Raw genomic sequence first — 17,277 nt, forward strand, 5'->3', positions numbered from 1 at the left:
AGCCGCGGCTCGGCGGGCGCTCGTAGGACCCGCGGCGTCCGTACGAGTCCCGACGGCCTTCGCGCGGTTGGCTGCGTGGGTCTGGCTCCGCCTGCGGTCGGGGACGGCGGGAACGGCGGGGCGGGTCGCTAGCGTCGAAGTCGCGCGGACGCTGCTGGGAACGGCGACGTTGCCGCCGCTCGGCAGCCGGGTCGGTCTGTTCTTCTCCGGCGCGAGAATGCCGGGACCGGGTGCGGTCCGGGCGCTGGCCGGCACGAGTGCCGCGCGCCGCCCGGTCGGTTCTGGGAGTGGTTCTCGAGCTACGACGGGCGGTGCGTGACCGGGTCGAGGAAGACTCGTCTTCGTCGTCGTCCGAGCCACTGAGCATCGATGTGAATTTTGCGGCGATGCCGCTGAACAGGGCCTTCGGCTCGGCGCGGGTACCGGTGTCGGCTTTGGCGTCCGTGTCGGCGGCAGCCGGCCGATGTGTCATCCCGAAGTACCACCTGGCCAGGCCGATCAACAGCACGACGCCGGCGGTGCCCAGCATCAGCGGGAACCGCTCGATGAGCGGATAGCCGCAGTTGATCAGGAGGTCCTTGAGCTTGTCGATCTTGCCGCCGTGGAACAGCCAGTAGGCGCCGGGTACCGCGCAGAACAGAATCAGTGGCGGCTGGATGACCGCGGTGAACACGCCCGACTGCCGCACCGCCAGGACGGCGACCACACAGCCGGCTATATAGCAGGCTGCGAAGACGTGGGTGAGCTCCTTATGACCGGCGTCGATGCCATACCCGATGGCGGTCGCGCAAATGGCGATCAACAGGGCCCCCCACCAAGGCACACCTGCCACGTTGGGGAGGATCGAGCGGTGGGCAGCCTCTACTGCCGACCTTTCCCGCTGCGGTGACACACGTTGACCGTACCGGCAATAGGCCCAAAGACTCGTAAATACCTTGTCAAGACCAGGGTGTGGCATGCGTCAGCACTGCCGCACGGTGTCAGGCGGTTTCGCCGCCGAGCCCTACACTTGGTTCCTCGTGAGCTTGAGCCTGGGAATCGTGGGTTTGCCCAATGTCGGCAAGTCGACGCTGTTCAACGCGCTGACCCGCAACAACGTAGTGGCGGCGAACTATCCGTTCGCCACTATCGAGCCCAACGAGGGAGTGGTATCGCTGCCCGATCCGCGACTGGACAAGCTCGCGGAGCTATTTCACTCAGAGCGCGTCGTTCCGGCCCCCGTGACGTTCGTCGACATCGCCGGCCTGGTCAAGGGCGCCTCCGAGGGCGCCGGACTGGGCAACAAATTCCTGGCCCATATCCGCGAATGCGACGCCATCTGCCAGGTGGTCCGGGTCTTCTCTGACGACGACGTAACGCATGTCACCGGGCGAGTGGACCCCAAATCGGATATCGAGGTGATTGACACCGAGTTGATCCTGGCCGACCTGCAGACCTTGGAGCGTGCCCTGCCCAGGCTGGAGAAGGAAGCTCGCAACAACAAGGAGCGCAGGCCGCTGTACGAGGCGGCGCAGGCCGCACAACAGGTGCTGGACGGGGGTACGACGCTGTTCGCTGCGAATGTGGACGGTTCGGTGCTGCGGGAGCTGAACCTGTTGACCACCAAGCCCTTTCTGTACGTCTTCAACGCCGACGAGGCGGTGCTGACCGATGCCGGGCGCGTCGCCGAACTGCGTCAGCTGATCGCGCCCGCCGATGCGGTGTTTTTGGACGCCGCCATCGAATCGGAGCTGTCCGAGCTCGACGACGAGTCGGCCGCCGAGCTGCTGGAGTCGATCGGCCAGACCGAGCGGGGCTTAGATGCGTTGGCACGGGCAGGTTTTCACACCTTGAAGCTGCAGACGTTTTTGACCGCAGGCCCAAAAGAGGCGCGGGCGTGGACAATTCACCAAGGTGACACCGCCCCCAAGGCGGCCGGGGTGATTCACAGCGACTTCGAGAAGGGTTTCATCAAGGCCGAGATCGTGTCCTACGACGATCTGATTGCCGCGGGTTCCATGGCCGCCGCCAAGGCGGCCGGTAAGGTTCGGATCGAAGGTAAGGACTATGTGATGGCTGACGGCGACGTGGTCGAGTTCCGACACGGGCAAACGTCTACAACAAGATCGAAGGCGTGATTCAGTTCGTCCTTTCGGCCCACTTCCGTCAGACCTAGGCTCGAACGATGCTGTATCGATGGTTCGTCCGCAAACAGGCGCTCGCGCTGTGCGACCGGTTATCTGATCAACGCTTCGATGAGATCCCTATTGCTGACAACGTCCACTTCGTCTACGTCGGTGACCATCCGCTGGCGACGGAACTACACGGCGCGGATGCCATGCGCAGTTGGCTACGCAACGAGTTGTTCTGTCGCCTCCCTGGTTTGCGTTTCGAGGTGGAAGAAATCGTCGTCGAGGGCGGTCCGTGGTCGACTCGGATGGCCGCACGATACGTCGCCAAGCGCGAAGGCAAAGCGGTGTACCGCGGGGTGCAATTCACCCGGGTTGCCTGGGGCAAGCTCGTCGAAGAGCGCGTCTTCCCCGATTCCAAGGCGCTCGCCGCCGCACTTGAGTGACTGCGTATCGGCTCAGTCGGTGGAATGGGACGTGGTCGAGTTCCGGTTCAACGTCTAGCGCAGTGTGTTGACTGCGCGAGTCGCATGAGCGACGACTCGAGGTGAAATGAAATGCCTACTTGCTTGAAATCTCGCTAAAGGAAATTCTTTGGAGATGGCGACTTCAAAGCAATCGAGACGGTGGGTTGTGCACATGCTGGTGGCTGGAGGGTTGGCATTGTCTGCCGTTGCACTGGCCGACGGGCCGGCCCAGGCGGCCCCGGCCCCCGCTCCCGGCTACCGCTGGTGCCCAGGTGATCAATGGGACCCCGGTTGGGGCACCGTCTCGGATTGGGACTGGAACCAATGCCACGAGTGGCAACGGGCGGGAGGCCCCTTTGGTCCCGCGGGCTGGGGACCCTGGGGTCCGCCGCCACCGTGGGCGACACCGCAGCCACCTCCACCGTCATGGGCGCCCGGGGCTCAGTTGATGTGGAACCCGACCGCCAACGGTTGGGGATTCTGGAACAACAAGATATGGACGCCGATCTAATCGAACGTTGCCCTCGCAATGGCGCTGGCTACAAGCCGCCGCAGTGGCTCACGGGCTGAATGCACGCCAGTCACATCGGCCTCATCAGTCCCTTGAATGCTAGGGGCCAGCGATCTCGAAACTTGGTATCACCCGCGATATCGCATTCCAAGATCGTCACGTGCCTCCATTTTCGGTACTGGAGTGGCAGGTGTGACGAGACCGCTAACGCCGATCTGACGGTTCCACCAGAAGCCGGACAAAGCCCTGCCGTGCGCCATAATAGATCTGGTACGCAATTGTGTCGTTTGCCAGTTCAAATCGAAGCCTGCTTGATGCCCGCATAGCCGGTGGTCAGAGCCATATACCGAGAAGTTACCCCAATTTGCTAAAAACTCCGGAGTCACTTCTGTTTCAACCGTTACATTAATTTGCAATAAGTTTGCTGTATACGACGCACGCCATTGTCGAATTCAAACGTGACTAGTGCCACAAACTTTGGTTACCTATACATGTTATTGGTAGCGTCCCTCTCCATGATTGCTGTTGCTACGCTGTTGGCGCTTGTCAATCAAGTGTCCGGCACTCCGTATATTCCGGGTGGAGATTCTCCCGCCGGGACCGACTGTTCAGGGCTGGCTTCGTGGATATCGAATGCCGCAACTGACAGGCCGGTTTTTGGAAGCAGGTTCAACACCGGGAACGAAGAAGCGGCCCTGTTGTCGCGCGGCTTCCAATATGGAACCGCTCCCAACGCTTTGGTGATCGGCTGGAACGGTGGCCACACCGCGGTGACCTTGCCCGACGGCACGCCCGTCTCCAGCGGTGAACGTGGCGGTGTCCGCATCGGCGGCGCCGGCGCTTACCAGCGCGGATTCACCCACCACATGTTCTTGCCAATGGATGACGTCGAGGGCCTGCCGCCCGTCGACGAGCCACCGGCGCCCGTTCTGGTCGGTGTCGCTATGCCGGCCCCCGCACCTGAGGAAGGCCCCGCACCGGATGCGCCGCCGGCGCCGCCGGAACCGCCCATCCTGGTAGATGCGGCAATGCCGCCTCCGCCAGGCGACCCCGCGCCGACGGGTGATCCTGACATCGCAAATACGTAAAACAAATCCGACGGATGTGGTGAGCTATCCGACCGCATTTTGCGATACAGATCACATTCGTCGGCCATAGTTGCCGAATTAGGCCGGAGCCGTCGCTTGTGGGGTATATCACTATTCCCCCGAGCGGCGGCTTATCCGGCTTTACTCGAATTACTCGGGACGGCCATTCTGATCGAACTCCGTCTAGCCTGAGCGATTTGCTCGCAGTCGTAGTTAAAGAGCGACCGGCCCTCGGGCCACGGTTCGGTTCACGTCGAGCGGGAGGGTCGCACCCATCTGGCAGCGCTCCTTATCATCGCCACAACGGAAGGAGTATTGCCGTGACAGCATCGACCACTCATCTAGGCACTCTCATCGCCGCCACCGACGCCGTGGTCGCCGCCGACAAGTCCAAAGCCCAGGTCGTCTTCCAGGCTTCGGCGGCCGCGCACGACGCCGTGGCCAGCACGGTCACCCTGGGCGAATACCGCGTCGAGGTCGACGAGCCGCCCGTGCTCGGCGGGGAAGGCAAGGCGCCCAACCCGGTGGAGTATTACCTGGCATCCCTGCTCTCCTGTCAGATCGTGACCTGGCGCTTCTGGGCTGAAAAGCTGGGCATCGCGGTCGACGAGATCACCGCGCACGCCGAAGGCGATCTCGATGTGCAGGGCTTCTTCGGCTTTGATGACGCCGTCCGGGCCGGATTCCACGAAGTGCGAGTGGTGGTGAAGGTGGCCGGGCCCGAGACGCCGGAGCGCTACCGCGAACTGCAAGCCGCGGTCGACGCGCACTGTCCGGTCCTGGATCTGACCCGAAACGTCACTCCGGTGACCACACGCGTGGAGATCGCTTGAACCACGTAATCTGAGCGCCCATGATCTTCATCGTCGTCAAGTTCGAGACCAAACCCGAATGGACCGAGCGCTGGCCGGATCTGGTCGCGTCGTTCACCGCGGCGACGCGCGCCGAACAGGGCAATCTGTGGTTCGAGTGGTCGCGCAGCCTGGACAACCCGGCCGAGTACGTTCTGGTCGAAGCCTTTCGCGACGGTGAAGCGGGCGGCGCGCACGTCAACAGCGACCACTTCAAGCAGGCGATGCAAGAGCTGCCGAAGGCGCTGAAGTCCACGCCCAAGATCATCAGTCAGACGGTGGACGCGACGGACTGGTCGGCAATGGGGGAGATGACGGTCGACTAGCCACCACTGACGGTGACGGCGATCTCATCGCCCAGCCGATAGCCGGGCGCCAGCGGCAGCGTGTCCCCGCTCCAGAACTTGCCCGGGTCGAACCAGTTCGTGTCCTTATCAGTGGCGAGCAATCCCATCTCCTCGTAAGTGATCGCCACTGTCTCCGCGCAGTAGGCCGTCTCCAGGCTCATCTTGCGTTCTTGCCTGCGTCGCTTCGTCTGCTCGCGAACCTTCTTGTCCACCACTGGGATTCCTCGCACCCAGTCGTTGATCGTCGGGAGCCGGCCGCGGAACCAACGACCGGTCAGCCGGGCCGCGGTGGGAAACGGCGTGCCGTCCATCCGTGCGATGACGCGCAGCAGTTCGTTCTCCTGTTGGCGAGTGGCATACGGCGTCAACTGACGCAACCAGCACCGTTGGTGGTAGCGGTCGGTCCACTGCACCACGGCTTGCCGAAGATCATTGAGCTGAACACCGCGGTGATTGGTGCCGGTCCACATGTCGACGAGCTTGTCGCCCAACTCGGCGTGCCAGATCAGCGGCGGCAAGTCGTCGATGGCGACGGTCATGCCGACGTGATTCACCGGGGCGTTCGTCAACGTCTGGATGGTGCGGTCGGGTCGTGAGCCGCCGCGGAACAGCCACAAGTCGCCGGTCCGGGTTTCTTCGAGCGCCTGATCGAGAGTCAGCATGTCGGTCAGGGCCGTTCGTCGACGGCAAGAACTTCGCGTGCCGCATTCCGTGCGGTGGTGGCCGCCGGATAGCCGGCGTAGCCCGTCATGTGATAGATCACCTCTTCGATCTCCTTGATGCTCAACCCATTACGCAGCGCGATTTGGAAATGGAGCTTCAGCTCATGCTCCGCGCGCAGCGCAATGAGCGCGCCCAAGGTCACCAGGCTGCGCGAGCGACGATCCAGGCCGTCTCGCGTCCACAACGCACCGAAAACATGATCGAGGCTGAGCTCACCGAGTTCGTCGGCGACGCCGCCGTCCCGCAAAGTGGTGAGGGATTCCGGGATCAGTCCGGGCAACATAGCCTTGAGCACGTCCAGACCTTCGGTGCGGGTGTCAGCCATCGGTAGGCGCCTTTCTGTACTGGTCAACGTTCGCGGGATATCTGGAAGTCGATGTAGGCGTCCCAGTCCTCGACACGCCGCCGCAATTCCTCGACGACGTGAGGATGGGTGGGCACGAAGAATCGGTCGTGCAAGATCGCATCTGCCACCAGCTCGCCGACCGGCGCGGGTTCGAGCAACTCGAACTGTTGGCCCGGGATGCGCAGCGGCGCACCTTCACCGAAAGTCGGTACGCCCGCGGCGATATTCGTCAGCACCGGGCCCGGACACAGTAGCGTGACACCAATACCCTTGGGCCGCAGGTAGATTGCCAGCCCTTCGCTGATCTGCACGATCGCGGCCTTGGCTGCGGCATACGGCAATCGGTCGTAGGAATAGGTAAAAAGTCCTGCGAAGGAGGCGGTATTGACCAAATGGCCGCTGCCCTGGGCCAGCAGCAGCGGCAGAAAGACGGCATTGCTGCGTACCACCGACATCAGGTTGATGTCGAGGATGCGTTGCCATTCGCCGATCGGGATGTCTTGCGGCAGACCGTTGGTCAGCACGCCGACGTTGTTGACCACGATGTCGACCCGGCCGAAACGCTGCAGCGCAGCATCCCGAATGCCTTCGAACGCCTCAGGTTCCGAAACGTCCGCGCGGTGTGTCAGCAACGCTTCGCCAGTGAACTCGGTGAGACGGCTTTCGTCGATGTCGACCGCCACGATGTGAGCGCCCCGGTCGGCCAGTGCGCAAGCGATCGCGCGCCCGATGCCGCTGCCGGCCCCGGTGACGACCGCGACCTTGTCGCGAAGCGGGGAGTTCAACAGGTCAGCCTCTCGCAATGTCGGCATTGTGCTCTACGGGCCGCAGAATAGCCTGTCAACCATGCGCAGCATTTGGAAGTGGATCGGACTGGCGGGTGTCGCGGGCGTCGTCGCCGGCGGCGTTGTGGTAGCGCGCGATCAGCGTAAGCGTCGGGCATATACGCCGGACGAGGTTCGGGCCCGGCTGCACCAAAGGTTGGCCGAGTCAGAACAGGAGGGGCCTCCATCCCAATAGGGTCGGTCAGTCCGATTCCGGCTCGGTGTCCGTTTCCACCGCGAACAAGCGGTAGCTGCCGGAGAATCCCTTCAGCTCGACATCGCGGCCTTCGTCGAAATAGATGTCTTCGCACTTGTTAACGGCGTCTCGCACCGGCTGGCTCACCAGGATCTCTCCGCCGGCAGCATGCGCGGCCACCCGGGCCGCCATCGCGACGTTGCGCCCGAACAGATCGTCACCGCGGCGCACCGAGCGACCCATGTGGACACCGATCCGCACCCGAATATCCTGAATATCCTTGTAGCGCTTGCGCCTTGCGCCATTGAGCAGTGCCTGCTGAAGGTCGATCCCGCATCGCACGGCCTCCTCGGCGCGGGCAAAGGCGACCATGAACCCGTCACCTTGGCTCTTCACCACATGTCCGCCCCGGTCTTCGACGAGGTCGTGAACAAGCTTGCCGTGCGCGGCGATGAGCTTGACGAACGCCCGGTCGCCGATCCGTTCGTTCAGAGCGGTGGACTCTTCGATATCGGAGAACAGAATCACCACCCGGCCGTCGGGAGTGATTCGGGCCAGGTCGGGCCGTTCGACCTCGGCCCAATCGGCAAGATCTTCGATCGAGCTGCGCACCACCGCGCCGAACCCCTCGGTGCGCATCAGGTTGGCGGTTTGCCACACGGTCTTGACTGCTTCGCGGCCGCCGGACAGCAGCCGGTTGCGCGCGTCGGCCCGCTGCCGCAATTCCGCGACCTCTTGACGACTGCGGCTCAGTAACCGCCACAGCACGACGAGCCCGCCCGCCTCAATCGCCGCAACCGCGGCCAGGAGGTAAACCGCGATCTGCTGCGCATCACCCACGTCGGCCCATCCTTCCAGGGCCGATTGGGCTGAGCGTTTCGGGCCTATAGCCTTCGGCTATACGGACTGACATTCGGGAGGTGCGGTGGTGGCCGACGACGATGGTAGTTCGTCAAACCTGCTGGTGATCTTCGGGATCACCGGCGACTTGGCGCGCAAGATGACGTTTCGGGCCCTGTACCGGCTGGAGTCCCGCGGCATGCTGGATTGCCCGATCCTGGGTGTGGCCAGTGACGAGATGAAAGTCGACCAACTTATCGAGCGGGCCCGGAAGTCCATCAGCGACGTCGGCGAGCAGATTGACGACGCGGTGTTCGACCGGCTGGCGAGCCGCCTGGACTACTTGCACGGCGACGTTACCGACACTGAGCTCTACGACTCGCTGGCCGAGCTCATCGGTTCGGACTACCGTCCGCTGTTCTACCTGGAGATGCCGCCGGCACTGTTCGCGCCGATAGTCGAGAACCTCGGCCGGGTGGGACTGCTGGAGCGGGCCCGCGTCGCGGTGGAAAAGCCATTTGGTCACGACCTGGAGTCCGCTCGCGAACTCAACGACCGGCTTCATGCGGTGCTCGACGAAGACCAAATCCTGCGGGTGGATCACTTCCTGGGCAAGCAACCCGTCGTCGAGTTGGAATGTTTGCGGTTCGCCAATACCGCGCTGGCCGAGTTGTGGGACCGCCGCAGCGTTTCGGAAATCCAGATCACCATGGCCGAGGACTTCGGCGTCGAGGATCGAGGCAAGTTCTACGACGCGGTGGGCGCGTTGCGCGACGTGGTGCAGAACCACTTGCTGCAGGTACTCGCCCTGGTCGCAATGGAGCCTCCGGTCGGTCCCAGCGCCGACGACCTGAACGACAAGAAAGACGAAGTCTTCCGTGCGATGCCGGCCCTGCAACCCGAGCGTTGCGTGCGCGGCCAGTATCGCGGCTACACGGACATCGATGGTGTGGCGAAGGATTCGCAGACCGAGACTTTCGTCGCTCTGCGGACCGAAATCGACAACTGGCGCTGGGCCGGGGTGCCGGTCTTCCTGCGTGCCGGTAAAGGGTTGCCGCACAAGGTCACCGAGGTGCGGCTCTTTCTGCGCCGGGTTCCGGCATTGGCCTTCCTACCGGACTGCAGACCGGCCGAACCCAATCAGATTGTCCTGCGCATAGACCCCGATCCCGGGATGCGGCTGCGGATAGCCGCCCAAGTGGGCGACGACTGGCACCCCGTCCATCTCGATTCTCTGTTCTCCGAGGATCTCGGTGAGCCGGAGCGTCCTTACGAGCTGCTGCTGCATGCCGCGTTGACCGGTGACCACCAGCTTTTCGCCCGCGAAGACAGCATCGAACAGACCTGGCGCATCGTGCAGCCGCTGCTGGACAACCCCAGCGAAATTCACCACTACGACCTCGGAACTTGGGGTCCAAAGGCCGCGTCGTCGCTGCTGCGTGGTCACCACGGCTGGAAAGAGCCGTGGCTGCCCCGCAAAGCCGAAACCAAGTAAGGAGACGAAAGCATATGCAGCTAGGGATGATTGGCCTGGGCCGGATGGGTGCGAACATCGTCCGCCGTTTGGTCAAGGACGGACATGAATGCGTGGTGTACGACCACAACGCCGACGCGGTCGAGGCAATGGCGGAGGAGGACCGGACCACGGGGGTTTCCTCCTTGCAAGAGCTGCGTGACAAGCTCGACGCTCCGCGCGTGGTGTGGGTGATGGTACCGGCGGGGGATATCACCACCGGGGTGATCGAGGAGCTTGCGAACACGCTCGACGACGGCGACATCGTGATCGACGGCGGAAACTCCTACTACCGCGACGACGTGCGGCATTCGAAAGCGTTGTCCGTCAAAGGAATTCACTTGCTGGATTGCGGAACCAGCGGCGGTGTGTGGGGCCGCGAGCGTGGTTACTGTCTGATGATCGGCGGCGATAAGGAAGCCTTCGAGAAGGCGGAGCCGATCTTCGCCAGCGTCGCCCCGGGTGTCGATGCGGCCTCGCGGACACCGGGCCGCGACGGCGAGGTCGCGCAATCGGAGCAGGGCTATCTGCATTGTGGGCCGTGCGGGGCGGGCCACTTCGTCAAGATGGTGCACAACGGCATCGAGTACGGGATGATGGCCGCGCTCGCCGAGGGCCTGAACATCCTGCGCAACGCCGACATCGGCAAGCGCATCATCGAAAAGGGTGATGCCGAAACCGCGCCGCTGACGAATCCCGAGTATTACCAATACGATATCGACATTCCCGAGGTCACCGAGCTATGGCGGCGCGGCAGCGTGATCGAGTCCTGGCTGTTGGATCTGACCGCGATCGCGCTGCACGAATCGCCAACTCTGACCGAGTTTTCCGGGCGGGTGTCCGACTCCGGAGAGGGCCGGTGGACGGCCATCGCCGCGATCGACGAGGGAGTTCCGGCGCCGGTGCTGACGTCGGCGCTGTACTCGCGCTTCGCATCTCGTCGCCTCGACGAATTCGCCGACAAGGCGTTGTCGGCCATGCGCAAGCAGTTCGGCGGACACGCGGAAAAGTCGGACTAACCCGTCGACCGAGCGTGCGTTAATCAGGCGTGCGTGTGGCGCCTGACGAAGTCGACCACGACGTCGCTGAAGGCGTCGTTGTCGTCGCCGGCCGCGGTGTGCCCGGCGTTGGACAACTCGACGAACTCAGCGCGCGGCACGGTGTCCAGGAAATGCCGGACGCCTTCCGGGCTGACCACATCGGAGAGCTTGCCGCGGATCAGCAGGATGGGAATCTTCAGGTTGACCGCGGCCTCTTCGAAACTTTCGGTCCGCAGCTCCGGGTCGTCGCCCGGGGCGGTCATGAACGCCGGGTCCCAGTGCCAGTACCAGCGTCCGTCCCGCAGCCTCAGATTCTTCTTGAGCCCTTCGGGACTGCGCGGCTTCTCGCGGTAAGGCAGGTAGGCGGCGACGGCGTCCGCGGCCTCGTCGAGCGACGCGAAGCCGTCGATGTTGGTCAGCATGAAGTCCCTGATCCGGGCGCTGCCGGTCTTCTCGTAGCGCGGCACCACGTCGACAAGGACCAGGCCGGTCACCCGATCGGGCCCGGCGCTGTCGGCCACCAGGATGCCGGTCAGCCCACCCATGCTGGCCCCGATCACCACCACCTGGCGGCCGATCGCATCCAGCACATGCAACACGTCGGTCCTCAGCGTCTCGACGGCATAGTCGGCGTTCGGCGCTCGGTCGCTGTCGCCATGCCCGCGGCTGTCGAGTGCAACGACGTGGTATCCCTCGTCGGCCAGGACCTGGCCGGTGCTCTTCCAGGAGAATCGGTTTTGCCCGCCGCCGTGCAGCATCAGGATCGTCGGACGGTCGGTGTCGGCGGCATCGCGGTTCCATTCGTCGCCGACCAGGGTGATCCCTCCGACGCCGGAAAACTCAACCGTCTGGGGGCTGCTGCTCACGACGCTCATGGTTTGACGTTACATAGGTCGTTTAAGCATCGGTCCCGTGGGGTGGCGGCGGGGGCGTGTCAGGGAACAACTCGGCGAAACTGCCGAACAGGATGCGGTCCCTGGTCGCCGGATCGACGTCGTCGAACAGCTGGTGCAGCGTGGCCTGGGTGTGGCCGAAGGTGCCCTCCAGGTGTGGGTAGTCGCTGCCCCACAGCACGTTGTTAAAGCCCATCGCCGTCATCGCCGCGACCGCCGACGAGTCATGCTGAAACGACGCGTACACCTGCAAGTCGACGATCTCGCGCGGGCTGCGCTTGAGCTTCGGCCGCACCGCCATCGAATGCTGGCGATAACCCTCTTCCATCCGGTCCACGATGAACGGCACCCACGTCGCGCCGCCCTCGGCGACGAGCACTTTGAGGTTCGGGTGCCGATCCAGGGCACCCGACGCGACGAGCTTCACCACCGCGCGCTGGCCGCCGAACGACGTCTCGGTGTAGTTGAGCACCGCTCCGCCGGGGCCGTGGTAAGTGGTGCCGATCGAGCCGCCTGCGGCGAAATCAATTGGCTCGGTTCCGATATGAAAGGCGATCACCATGCCGATGTCCTCGGCGACGCTCCAGAACGGTTCCCATTCGTCGTAGTGATAGTCCCGCTGTGCGGGATGCGGTGCGACGGGAAGAAACACAGCCTTGAATCCCATTGCGCCGCAACGCTTGAGTTCGGTGATGGCGTCGCCGATGTCCAGCGTGGACACCTGCGCCGTTGCGACCAGCCGCGGCGAGTAGTCCATGATGGTGTCTTTGCACCAGTCGTTGGAGGCCCGCATCGCCTCGCGCAACAGCTCCGGTGTGCGAAACGCACTGCACCACATGCCCAACGACGGGAAGACCACTTCGGCCCAGACGCCTTCCTCGTCGAGGTCGGCCAGCCGCCGGGCGACGTCGCGGCAGCCCGCGGCGGCAACGGTGGCCTGGATGAACTCCTCCTGGGCGATGCTGGGCAGCCTGCGGCGGAACACCTGCCCGTCGACGTAGATGGACTCCCATCCGCCGTCGGGATCCTTTTCGCTGCGCGGTGCCAGCTCGGCCAGCCGCTTGGGTAGCCGCGACCGCCACAGGTCGGCAGGCTCGACGACGTGCGAGTCGCCGGAATTGGCCCACAGCTTGACGGGCTCCTGCGCTACAGCGGTCATGCAGGGATATTAGAATCACGTTCTAAAACTGTCAATGATGCTCGGCGGTGAGTTCCGGGCGCCGCTTCGGTCTATCTAGGGGACAAGACCTGACGACAAGGAGGCGCCCATGCCATCGATCACCCCCTCGCTGTGGTTCGACCACGACCTGGAGGAGGCGGCCGAGTTCTACACCTCGGTGTTCCCCAACTCGCGAATCGAAGGTTTCAACAGAACCACGGAGGCGGGACCGGGCGAGCCGGGAACGGTGCTGAGCGGCAGCTTCGTCCTGGACGGCGCGCGATTCATCGGCATCAACGGCGGCCCGCATTTCCAGTTCACCGAGGCGGTCTCGTTCACCGTGCATTGCAAGGACCAGGACGAGGTCGACTACTACTGGGACCGGCTGACCGACGGCGGCGACGAGTCGCAGTGCGGCTGGTGTAAGGACCGTTACGGGCTGAGTTGGCAGATCGTCCCGGATCGGCTCTACGAGCTGATCCAAGACCCGGACCGGAATCGGGCGGCCGCGGCCACCAAGGCGATGTACGGCATGCGCAAGATCGTCATCGCGGATCTAGAGGCAGCGGTAGGACAGCTCACCCAATAAGCCGGTCGATCCATTCGATCGTCGCGTCGATGATCGCCGGCACGTCGGCGGGGTCTTCGCAGCCGGCGACCATCAGCGACGATTCCGCCGTGGCCGCGATCAGCACCCGGCTCAGCAGTTGCCCGCGCACCGACTTGTCCAGCTCCAGGACTGCCATCCAGCTGCGGAACGCCGCTTGCATCCGGTCGCGACGGGCCGTCTCGAACCCGGCCGGTGTGTCGCCGGACGACAACACCCGGGCGCGGCGCCGGTTCTCCCACATCGCCTCGAGGTAGGCCCGCACATGTAGTTCGAAGGTGCGGCGCGGATTGGACGGGCCGGCTTGCTGCATCGCCGCATCGATTTGACGGTCGATGGCGTCGGCCAGTTGCTCGAAGATGGCCAAGAAGAGTTCGCTCTTGCCGCCGAAGTGGTGGTAGATGCTGCCGATGCTGGCGCCGGAGGCCGCCACCACGTCGGCCATCGTCGCGGCGGTGAATCCTCGGGTGGCGAAAACCTCGGTTGCGGCGTCGAGGATCCGCCGCTGGGTGGCGTCGGTCTTGGCCCAGCGGCGAGCCTGCGCCGAGGTCGTCATAGCTAAGACGGTAACGGGTGCGCCGCCGCCGGTAACCTGTCAGTCATGCGCGCAGACGCTCGTCGAAGAGGTAGCACCACATGACTGAGCCGCGCTGGATCGACGTCCCGGGCCCGAGCGGGGACCTGAAGGCGCTCACCTGGGGACCGCCCGAGGGTCCAATTGCGTTGTGCCTGCACGGTTTTCCTGACACCGCCTACGGATGGCGCAAGGTCGCTCCGCGGCTGGTCGAGGCCGGCTGGCGGGTGGTCGCACCATTCATGCGCGGCTACGCGCCGTCGTCGATTCCGGTCGACGGCTCGTTCCACGTCGGCGCGTTGATGGACGACGCCCTGCGCGTGCGTTGCGCAGCCGGCGCCACCGAGCACGACGTGGTGATCGGTCACGACTGGGGTGCCATCGCCGCCACCGGCCTGGCCGCCATCCCGGACACCCCGTTCGTCAGAGCCGTGATCATGTCGGTGCCGCCCGCGGTAGCCTTTCGCGCGCCGGCCCGCCCCGCCGAACGCGGCCGGCTCGCTCTCCAAGTGGCACGCCAAATACTGCGCTCCTGGTACATCTTCTACTTCCAATTGCCTTGGCTGCCAGAGCGTTCCGCGTCCTGGATACTGCCCTTGCTGTGGCGGCGATGGTCGCCCGGCTATCGCGACGCCCACGAGGATTTGCGTCATGTCGACGCCGCGATCGGGACGCCGGAGAGCTGGCGGTCGGCGCTGGGACCCTACCGAGCCAACATTCACAGTCCCCGTCCGCCGGCCCGGTATGCCGAGTTGAACCGCGTGTGGACGCAACCACCTATCCTGCCCAGTCTCTACCTGCATGGTCGCGACGACGGTTGCATGACATCGGCTTTCGCATATTGGACGGAACGGGTGCTGCCGCCCGGCAGCGAAATGGCGATCGTCGAGCACGCCGGGCATTTCTTGCAACTCGAACAGCCGGAGAAGGTTGCCAAGTTGATTCTGGCGTTCGTCGGCTCGCCCGACTGAAGCCATGGCGGCACACCGGATAGCGGCCGTCGACGCGCAGTTCTATTGGATGTCGGCCAAGATCCCCAACGACCAGTTTCTGCTGTATGCGTTCGCCGGTGTACCGGCCGATCTGGACGGCGCCATCGAGGCGGTCCGGGCACGGGCTCGGGCATGTCCGGACTTGAGCATGCGGCTCGAGGATGGATGTGTTCTCACCTATCCGCAGTGGGTCCCGGCGGAAGCCGAGTCCGCACAGCTGGTGCGCCACGAACTGGACGACGACAGTTGGCAGGGCTGCTTGGCCGAGGTCGTCGGCCTCGCCGACCGCCAACTCGGCGTTCGCCGAATGCCTTGGCGGCTACACGTTTTCACGCCGGTGCGTGACATACCAGGCGTCGCAGGCCCGGGGGCCGTTGCGGTCATGCAGGTTCCGCATGCGCTGGCCGATGGTACTCGTGCTTCGGCGATGGCGGCGTGGTTGTTCGGTCGCGACGATCCGGTGCCCGGCGTGGCTCCGCTTCCCGCCGCGTTCTTGCCCTGGCGGGCAGTGCAGGCGGCGCGCACTCATCGGCAGTTGGTTCGCGATCTGGAGGCGGGCCTGTTGACGCCCGGGCCCGGTTCGCGGCCGCCGCTGGCGACGAATGCTCGCCCTGACGGCGCCCGCTCGGTGCGCACGCTGGTGCGGCATCGCTCGCAGTTGCCCGGCCCGACGGTGACCGTCGGCGTGCTGGCCGCGGTGTCCCAAGCGCTGTCCGATCTGCTTGGTGAACCAGCGAATTCGCTGGGCGCTGAGGTGCCGATGGCGAAACCCGGTGTGCGCCATGCGCATAACCACTTCGGTAATGTGGCCGTCGGGCTCTACCCTGAACTCGGGCGCGCTGCCCGTGCCGAGCGCATCGCGACCGACTTGGCCAACGGCCGCCGCCGGTTCGAGCATCCCGCTGCCCGTAGCGCCGACCGCGCCTTCGCGGCGACGCCCGCGCCGTTGCTGCGTTGGGGTGTATCCCAGTTCAATCCTGACCTCCGGCCGGTGCAGGTGAGTGGCAACACGGTGGTGTCGAGCGTTAACCGTGGAGCGGCCGACCTGAGCTTCGGAGGAGCCCCGGTGGTGCTGACGGCCGGATATCCCGCACTGTCGCCGGCGATGGGCTTGACCCACGGGGTGCATGGCATCGGGGACACCGTCGCGATCAGCGTGCACGCGGCGCAGTCGGCCGTTCCGGATATCGATGCCTACGTGCGGCTCCTGGATTCGGCGCTCACGCTCCGACAGTGATGATCTAAGTTTTCAGGTATGACTGCCTACGACGTTGGGTTACTGATCCTGCGGCTGGTGCTGGGCCTGACACTCGCCGCGCATGGCCTGAACAAATTTTTCGGCGGCGGGCGGATACCTGGCACCGCGCGATGGTTCGAAAGCATCGGGATGAGGCCCGGCAAATTCCACGCGGTCGTTGCCGCCAGCACGGAAACCGCGGCCGGACTGGGGCTGGCCGCGGGACTGCTCACACCGATCCCGGCCGCAGGCTTTGTGTCGCTCATGCTGGTCGCGGCCTGGACCGTCCATCGTCCCAACGGGTTCTTCATCGTCAAGGAGGGCTGGGAGTACAACCTGGTGCTGGCCGTCACCGCCGTCGTCGTGGCCACCCTGGGGCCAGGGAGGCTGAGCCTGGACCGTCTTCTCTTCGGCGACGGACTTTGGCTCACCGGCTGGAAGGGTTTGCTGCTCGCGGTAGGCCTTGGTCTGGCCGGAGCCGTTGGTCAGCTAGTGATCTTCTACCGGCCGCCGGTCAAGGAGGCGGGGTAGCCTCGCTACGGCCGTGGGTGGCTACCCGACAGAGCGGTTGTTGCGTTTGCCGAAGAAATCCGTCCACGACACGATCTCAGGATGCTGTTTGAGCAGCGCCCTGCGCTGGCGCTCGGTCATGCCGCCCCAGATTCCGAACTCGACCTTATTGTCGAGTGCCTCGGCGCCGCATTCCTGCATGACGGGGCAGTGACGGCAGATAACCGCAGCCTTACGTTGGGCGGCACCCCGCACAAACAGTGCATCGGGATCTGTTTCCTTACACAGCGCCTTGGAGACCCAAGCGCGATTGTCGGCTGCCACCGCGCGCGAAGTGCTGTTGGCGGGCACAAGACTGAGTGGCCGTCCGGCCGGTCCCATTCCTGGCAACGACCTATCCCTTCTTCTTGGTCGCGGGTTGCGACCCTCTCCCCTGAAGCTGAGATGCACG

The 17,277-nt window shown here is 64.5% G+C and carries 22 protein-coding genes; 13 read left to right on the forward strand and 9 right to left on the reverse strand.

The features are described 5' to 3' along the window. Positions 1–892: DUF6542 domain-containing protein (locus tag A9W99_RS09440; RefSeq protein WP_253869708.1), on the reverse strand; the 892-nt coding region annotated here is incomplete at its 3' end. A 127-nt stretch (positions 893–1,019) separates the two neighbouring features. Here A9W99_RS09440 and ychF point away from each other — a divergent pair. The 6 genes from ychF to A9W99_RS09465 all read left to right on the forward strand — a co-directional run bounded on the left by ychF (position 1,020) and on the right by A9W99_RS09465 (position 5,351). After that, positions 1,020–2,117 carry a redox-regulated ATPase YchF gene (gene ychF / locus A9W99_RS09445; protein WP_067376291.1) on the forward strand — a complete coding sequence of 366 codons (1,098 nt, stop codon included), beginning with the start codon at positions 1,020–1,022 and terminating at the stop codon, positions 2,115–2,117. A 47-nt stretch (positions 2,118–2,164) separates the two neighbouring features. Further along, complete coding sequence (locus tag A9W99_RS09450; protein ID WP_067376133.1) at positions 2,165–2,554, forward strand: nuclear transport factor 2 family protein; 390 nt, start codon at positions 2,165–2,167, stop codon at positions 2,552–2,554. A 193-nt stretch (positions 2,555–2,747) separates the two neighbouring features. Next, positions 2,748–3,086, forward strand: coding sequence for a hypothetical protein (locus A9W99_RS25990; RefSeq protein WP_082929929.1), 339 nt, complete (start codon positions 2,748–2,750; stop codon positions 3,084–3,086). A 458-nt stretch (positions 3,087–3,544) separates the two neighbouring features. Then, positions 3,545–4,174 carry a peptidoglycan endopeptidase gene (locus tag A9W99_RS09455; RefSeq protein ID WP_371514939.1) on the forward strand — a complete coding sequence of 210 codons (630 nt, stop codon included), beginning with the start codon at positions 3,545–3,547 and terminating at the stop codon, positions 4,172–4,174. Positions 4,175–4,488: 314 nt separating this feature from the next. Next, positions 4,489–5,007, forward strand: coding sequence for an OsmC family protein (locus A9W99_RS09460; RefSeq protein WP_371514940.1), 519 nt, complete (start codon positions 4,489–4,491; stop codon positions 5,005–5,007). A 20-nt stretch (positions 5,008–5,027) separates the two neighbouring features. Next, complete coding sequence (locus tag A9W99_RS09465) at positions 5,028–5,351, forward strand: putative quinol monooxygenase (RefSeq protein ID WP_067376139.1); 324 nt, start codon at positions 5,028–5,030, stop codon at positions 5,349–5,351. Here the strand turns inward: A9W99_RS09465 and A9W99_RS09470 are convergent. Genes A9W99_RS09470 through A9W99_RS09480 form a run of 3 tightly spaced genes read right to left on the reverse strand, consistent with a single transcriptional unit; the run spans position 5,348 to position 7,244 of the window. After that, positions 5,348–6,034, reverse strand: coding sequence for a guanylate cyclase (locus tag A9W99_RS09470; protein ID WP_067376142.1), 687 nt, complete (start codon positions 6,032–6,034; stop codon positions 5,348–5,350). The genes A9W99_RS09465 and A9W99_RS09470 overlap by 4 nt on opposite strands. A gap of 5 nt (positions 6,035–6,039) precedes the next feature. Next, positions 6,040–6,420: a carboxymuconolactone decarboxylase family protein gene (locus tag A9W99_RS09475; RefSeq protein ID WP_067376145.1), complete on the reverse strand. Its 381-nt coding sequence runs from the start codon at positions 6,418–6,420 to the stop codon at positions 6,040–6,042. Between the two features lie 23 nt (positions 6,421–6,443). Continuing rightward, positions 6,444–7,244, reverse strand: a complete 801-nt coding sequence (locus A9W99_RS09480; RefSeq protein WP_253869710.1) for an SDR family oxidoreductase — start codon at positions 7,242–7,244, stop codon at positions 6,444–6,446. Positions 7,245–7,287: 43 nt separating this feature from the next. Here A9W99_RS09480 and A9W99_RS26800 point away from each other — a divergent pair, with 43 nt between their 5' ends. Next, on the forward strand, positions 7,288–7,461 hold the full coding sequence (locus A9W99_RS26800) for a hypothetical protein (protein ID WP_172828843.1): 174 nt from the start codon (positions 7,288–7,290) through the stop codon (positions 7,459–7,461). 6 nt (positions 7,462–7,467) lie between these two features. On the opposite strand, the gene A9W99_RS09485 is transcribed toward A9W99_RS26800, so the two are convergent. Beyond that, positions 7,468–8,301 (reverse strand): adenylate/guanylate cyclase domain-containing protein, encoded by an 834-nt coding sequence (locus A9W99_RS09485; protein ID WP_067376148.1) that lies wholly within the window; start codon positions 8,299–8,301, stop codon positions 7,468–7,470. A gap of 88 nt (positions 8,302–8,389) precedes the next feature. Between A9W99_RS09485 and A9W99_RS09490 the strand changes: the two genes are divergently transcribed. Both A9W99_RS09490 and gnd read left to right on the forward strand, forming a co-directional pair. Next, positions 8,390–9,796 (forward strand): glucose-6-phosphate dehydrogenase, encoded by a 1,407-nt coding sequence (locus A9W99_RS09490; RefSeq protein ID WP_067376292.1) that lies wholly within the window; start codon positions 8,390–8,392, stop codon positions 9,794–9,796. A 14-nt stretch (positions 9,797–9,810) separates the two neighbouring features. Further along, entirely contained in the window at positions 9,811–10,833 is a 1,023-nt protein-coding gene (gene gnd, locus A9W99_RS09495) for a phosphogluconate dehydrogenase (NAD(+)-dependent, decarboxylating) (RefSeq protein ID WP_067376150.1), read from the forward strand. Between the two features lie 23 nt (positions 10,834–10,856). Here gnd and A9W99_RS09500 read toward each other — a convergent pair whose 3' ends face one another. Together A9W99_RS09500 and A9W99_RS09505 are read right to left on the reverse strand one after the other, a co-directional pair. Next, positions 10,857–11,729, reverse strand: a complete 873-nt coding sequence (locus A9W99_RS09500) for an alpha/beta fold hydrolase (RefSeq protein ID WP_067376152.1) — start codon at positions 11,727–11,729, stop codon at positions 10,857–10,859. A 22-nt stretch (positions 11,730–11,751) separates the two neighbouring features. Further along, positions 11,752–12,906, reverse strand: coding sequence for an amidohydrolase family protein (locus tag A9W99_RS09505; RefSeq protein ID WP_067376153.1), 1,155 nt, complete (start codon positions 12,904–12,906; stop codon positions 11,752–11,754). A 109-nt stretch (positions 12,907–13,015) separates the two neighbouring features. On the opposite strand from A9W99_RS09505, the gene A9W99_RS09510 reads away from it, so the two are divergent. Continuing rightward, positions 13,016–13,495, forward strand: a complete 480-nt coding sequence (locus A9W99_RS09510) for a VOC family protein (RefSeq protein WP_067376155.1) — start codon at positions 13,016–13,018, stop codon at positions 13,493–13,495. Here the strand turns inward: A9W99_RS09510 and A9W99_RS09515 are convergent. Beyond that, positions 13,485–14,069 carry a TetR/AcrR family transcriptional regulator gene (locus A9W99_RS09515; protein WP_067376157.1) on the reverse strand — a complete coding sequence of 195 codons (585 nt, stop codon included), beginning with the start codon at positions 14,067–14,069 and terminating at the stop codon, positions 13,485–13,487. The genes A9W99_RS09510 and A9W99_RS09515 overlap by 11 nt on opposite strands. A gap of 80 nt (positions 14,070–14,149) precedes the next feature. Between A9W99_RS09515 and A9W99_RS09520 the strand changes: the two genes are divergently transcribed. From A9W99_RS09520 to A9W99_RS09530, 3 genes are read left to right on the forward strand one after another with little or no spacing between them, the layout of a single operon-like run. Beyond that, positions 14,150–15,058, forward strand: a complete 909-nt coding sequence (locus A9W99_RS09520; RefSeq protein ID WP_067376159.1) for an alpha/beta fold hydrolase — start codon at positions 14,150–14,152, stop codon at positions 15,056–15,058. A 4-nt stretch (positions 15,059–15,062) separates the two neighbouring features. Beyond that, positions 15,063–16,316, forward strand: a complete 1,254-nt coding sequence (locus A9W99_RS09525) for a WS/DGAT domain-containing protein (RefSeq protein ID WP_067376161.1) — start codon at positions 15,063–15,065, stop codon at positions 16,314–16,316. An 18-nt stretch (positions 16,317–16,334) separates the two neighbouring features. Next, on the forward strand, positions 16,335–16,847 hold the full coding sequence (locus A9W99_RS09530) for a DoxX family protein (RefSeq protein WP_067376163.1): 513 nt from the start codon (positions 16,335–16,337) through the stop codon (positions 16,845–16,847). 21 nt (positions 16,848–16,868) lie between these two features. Here A9W99_RS09530 and A9W99_RS09535 read toward each other — a convergent pair whose 3' ends face one another. Next, a complete protein-coding gene (locus A9W99_RS09535) occupies positions 16,869–17,207 on the reverse strand; it encodes a WhiB family transcriptional regulator (RefSeq protein WP_067376165.1) in 339 nt (112 codons plus the stop codon). Positions 17,208–17,277: the final 70 nt, after the last annotated feature.

Source organism: Mycobacterium sp. 1164966.3 (assembly GCF_001665395.1).
In the GTDB taxonomy this organism is placed as follows: domain Bacteria; phylum Actinomycetota; class Actinomycetes; order Mycobacteriales; family Mycobacteriaceae; genus Mycobacterium.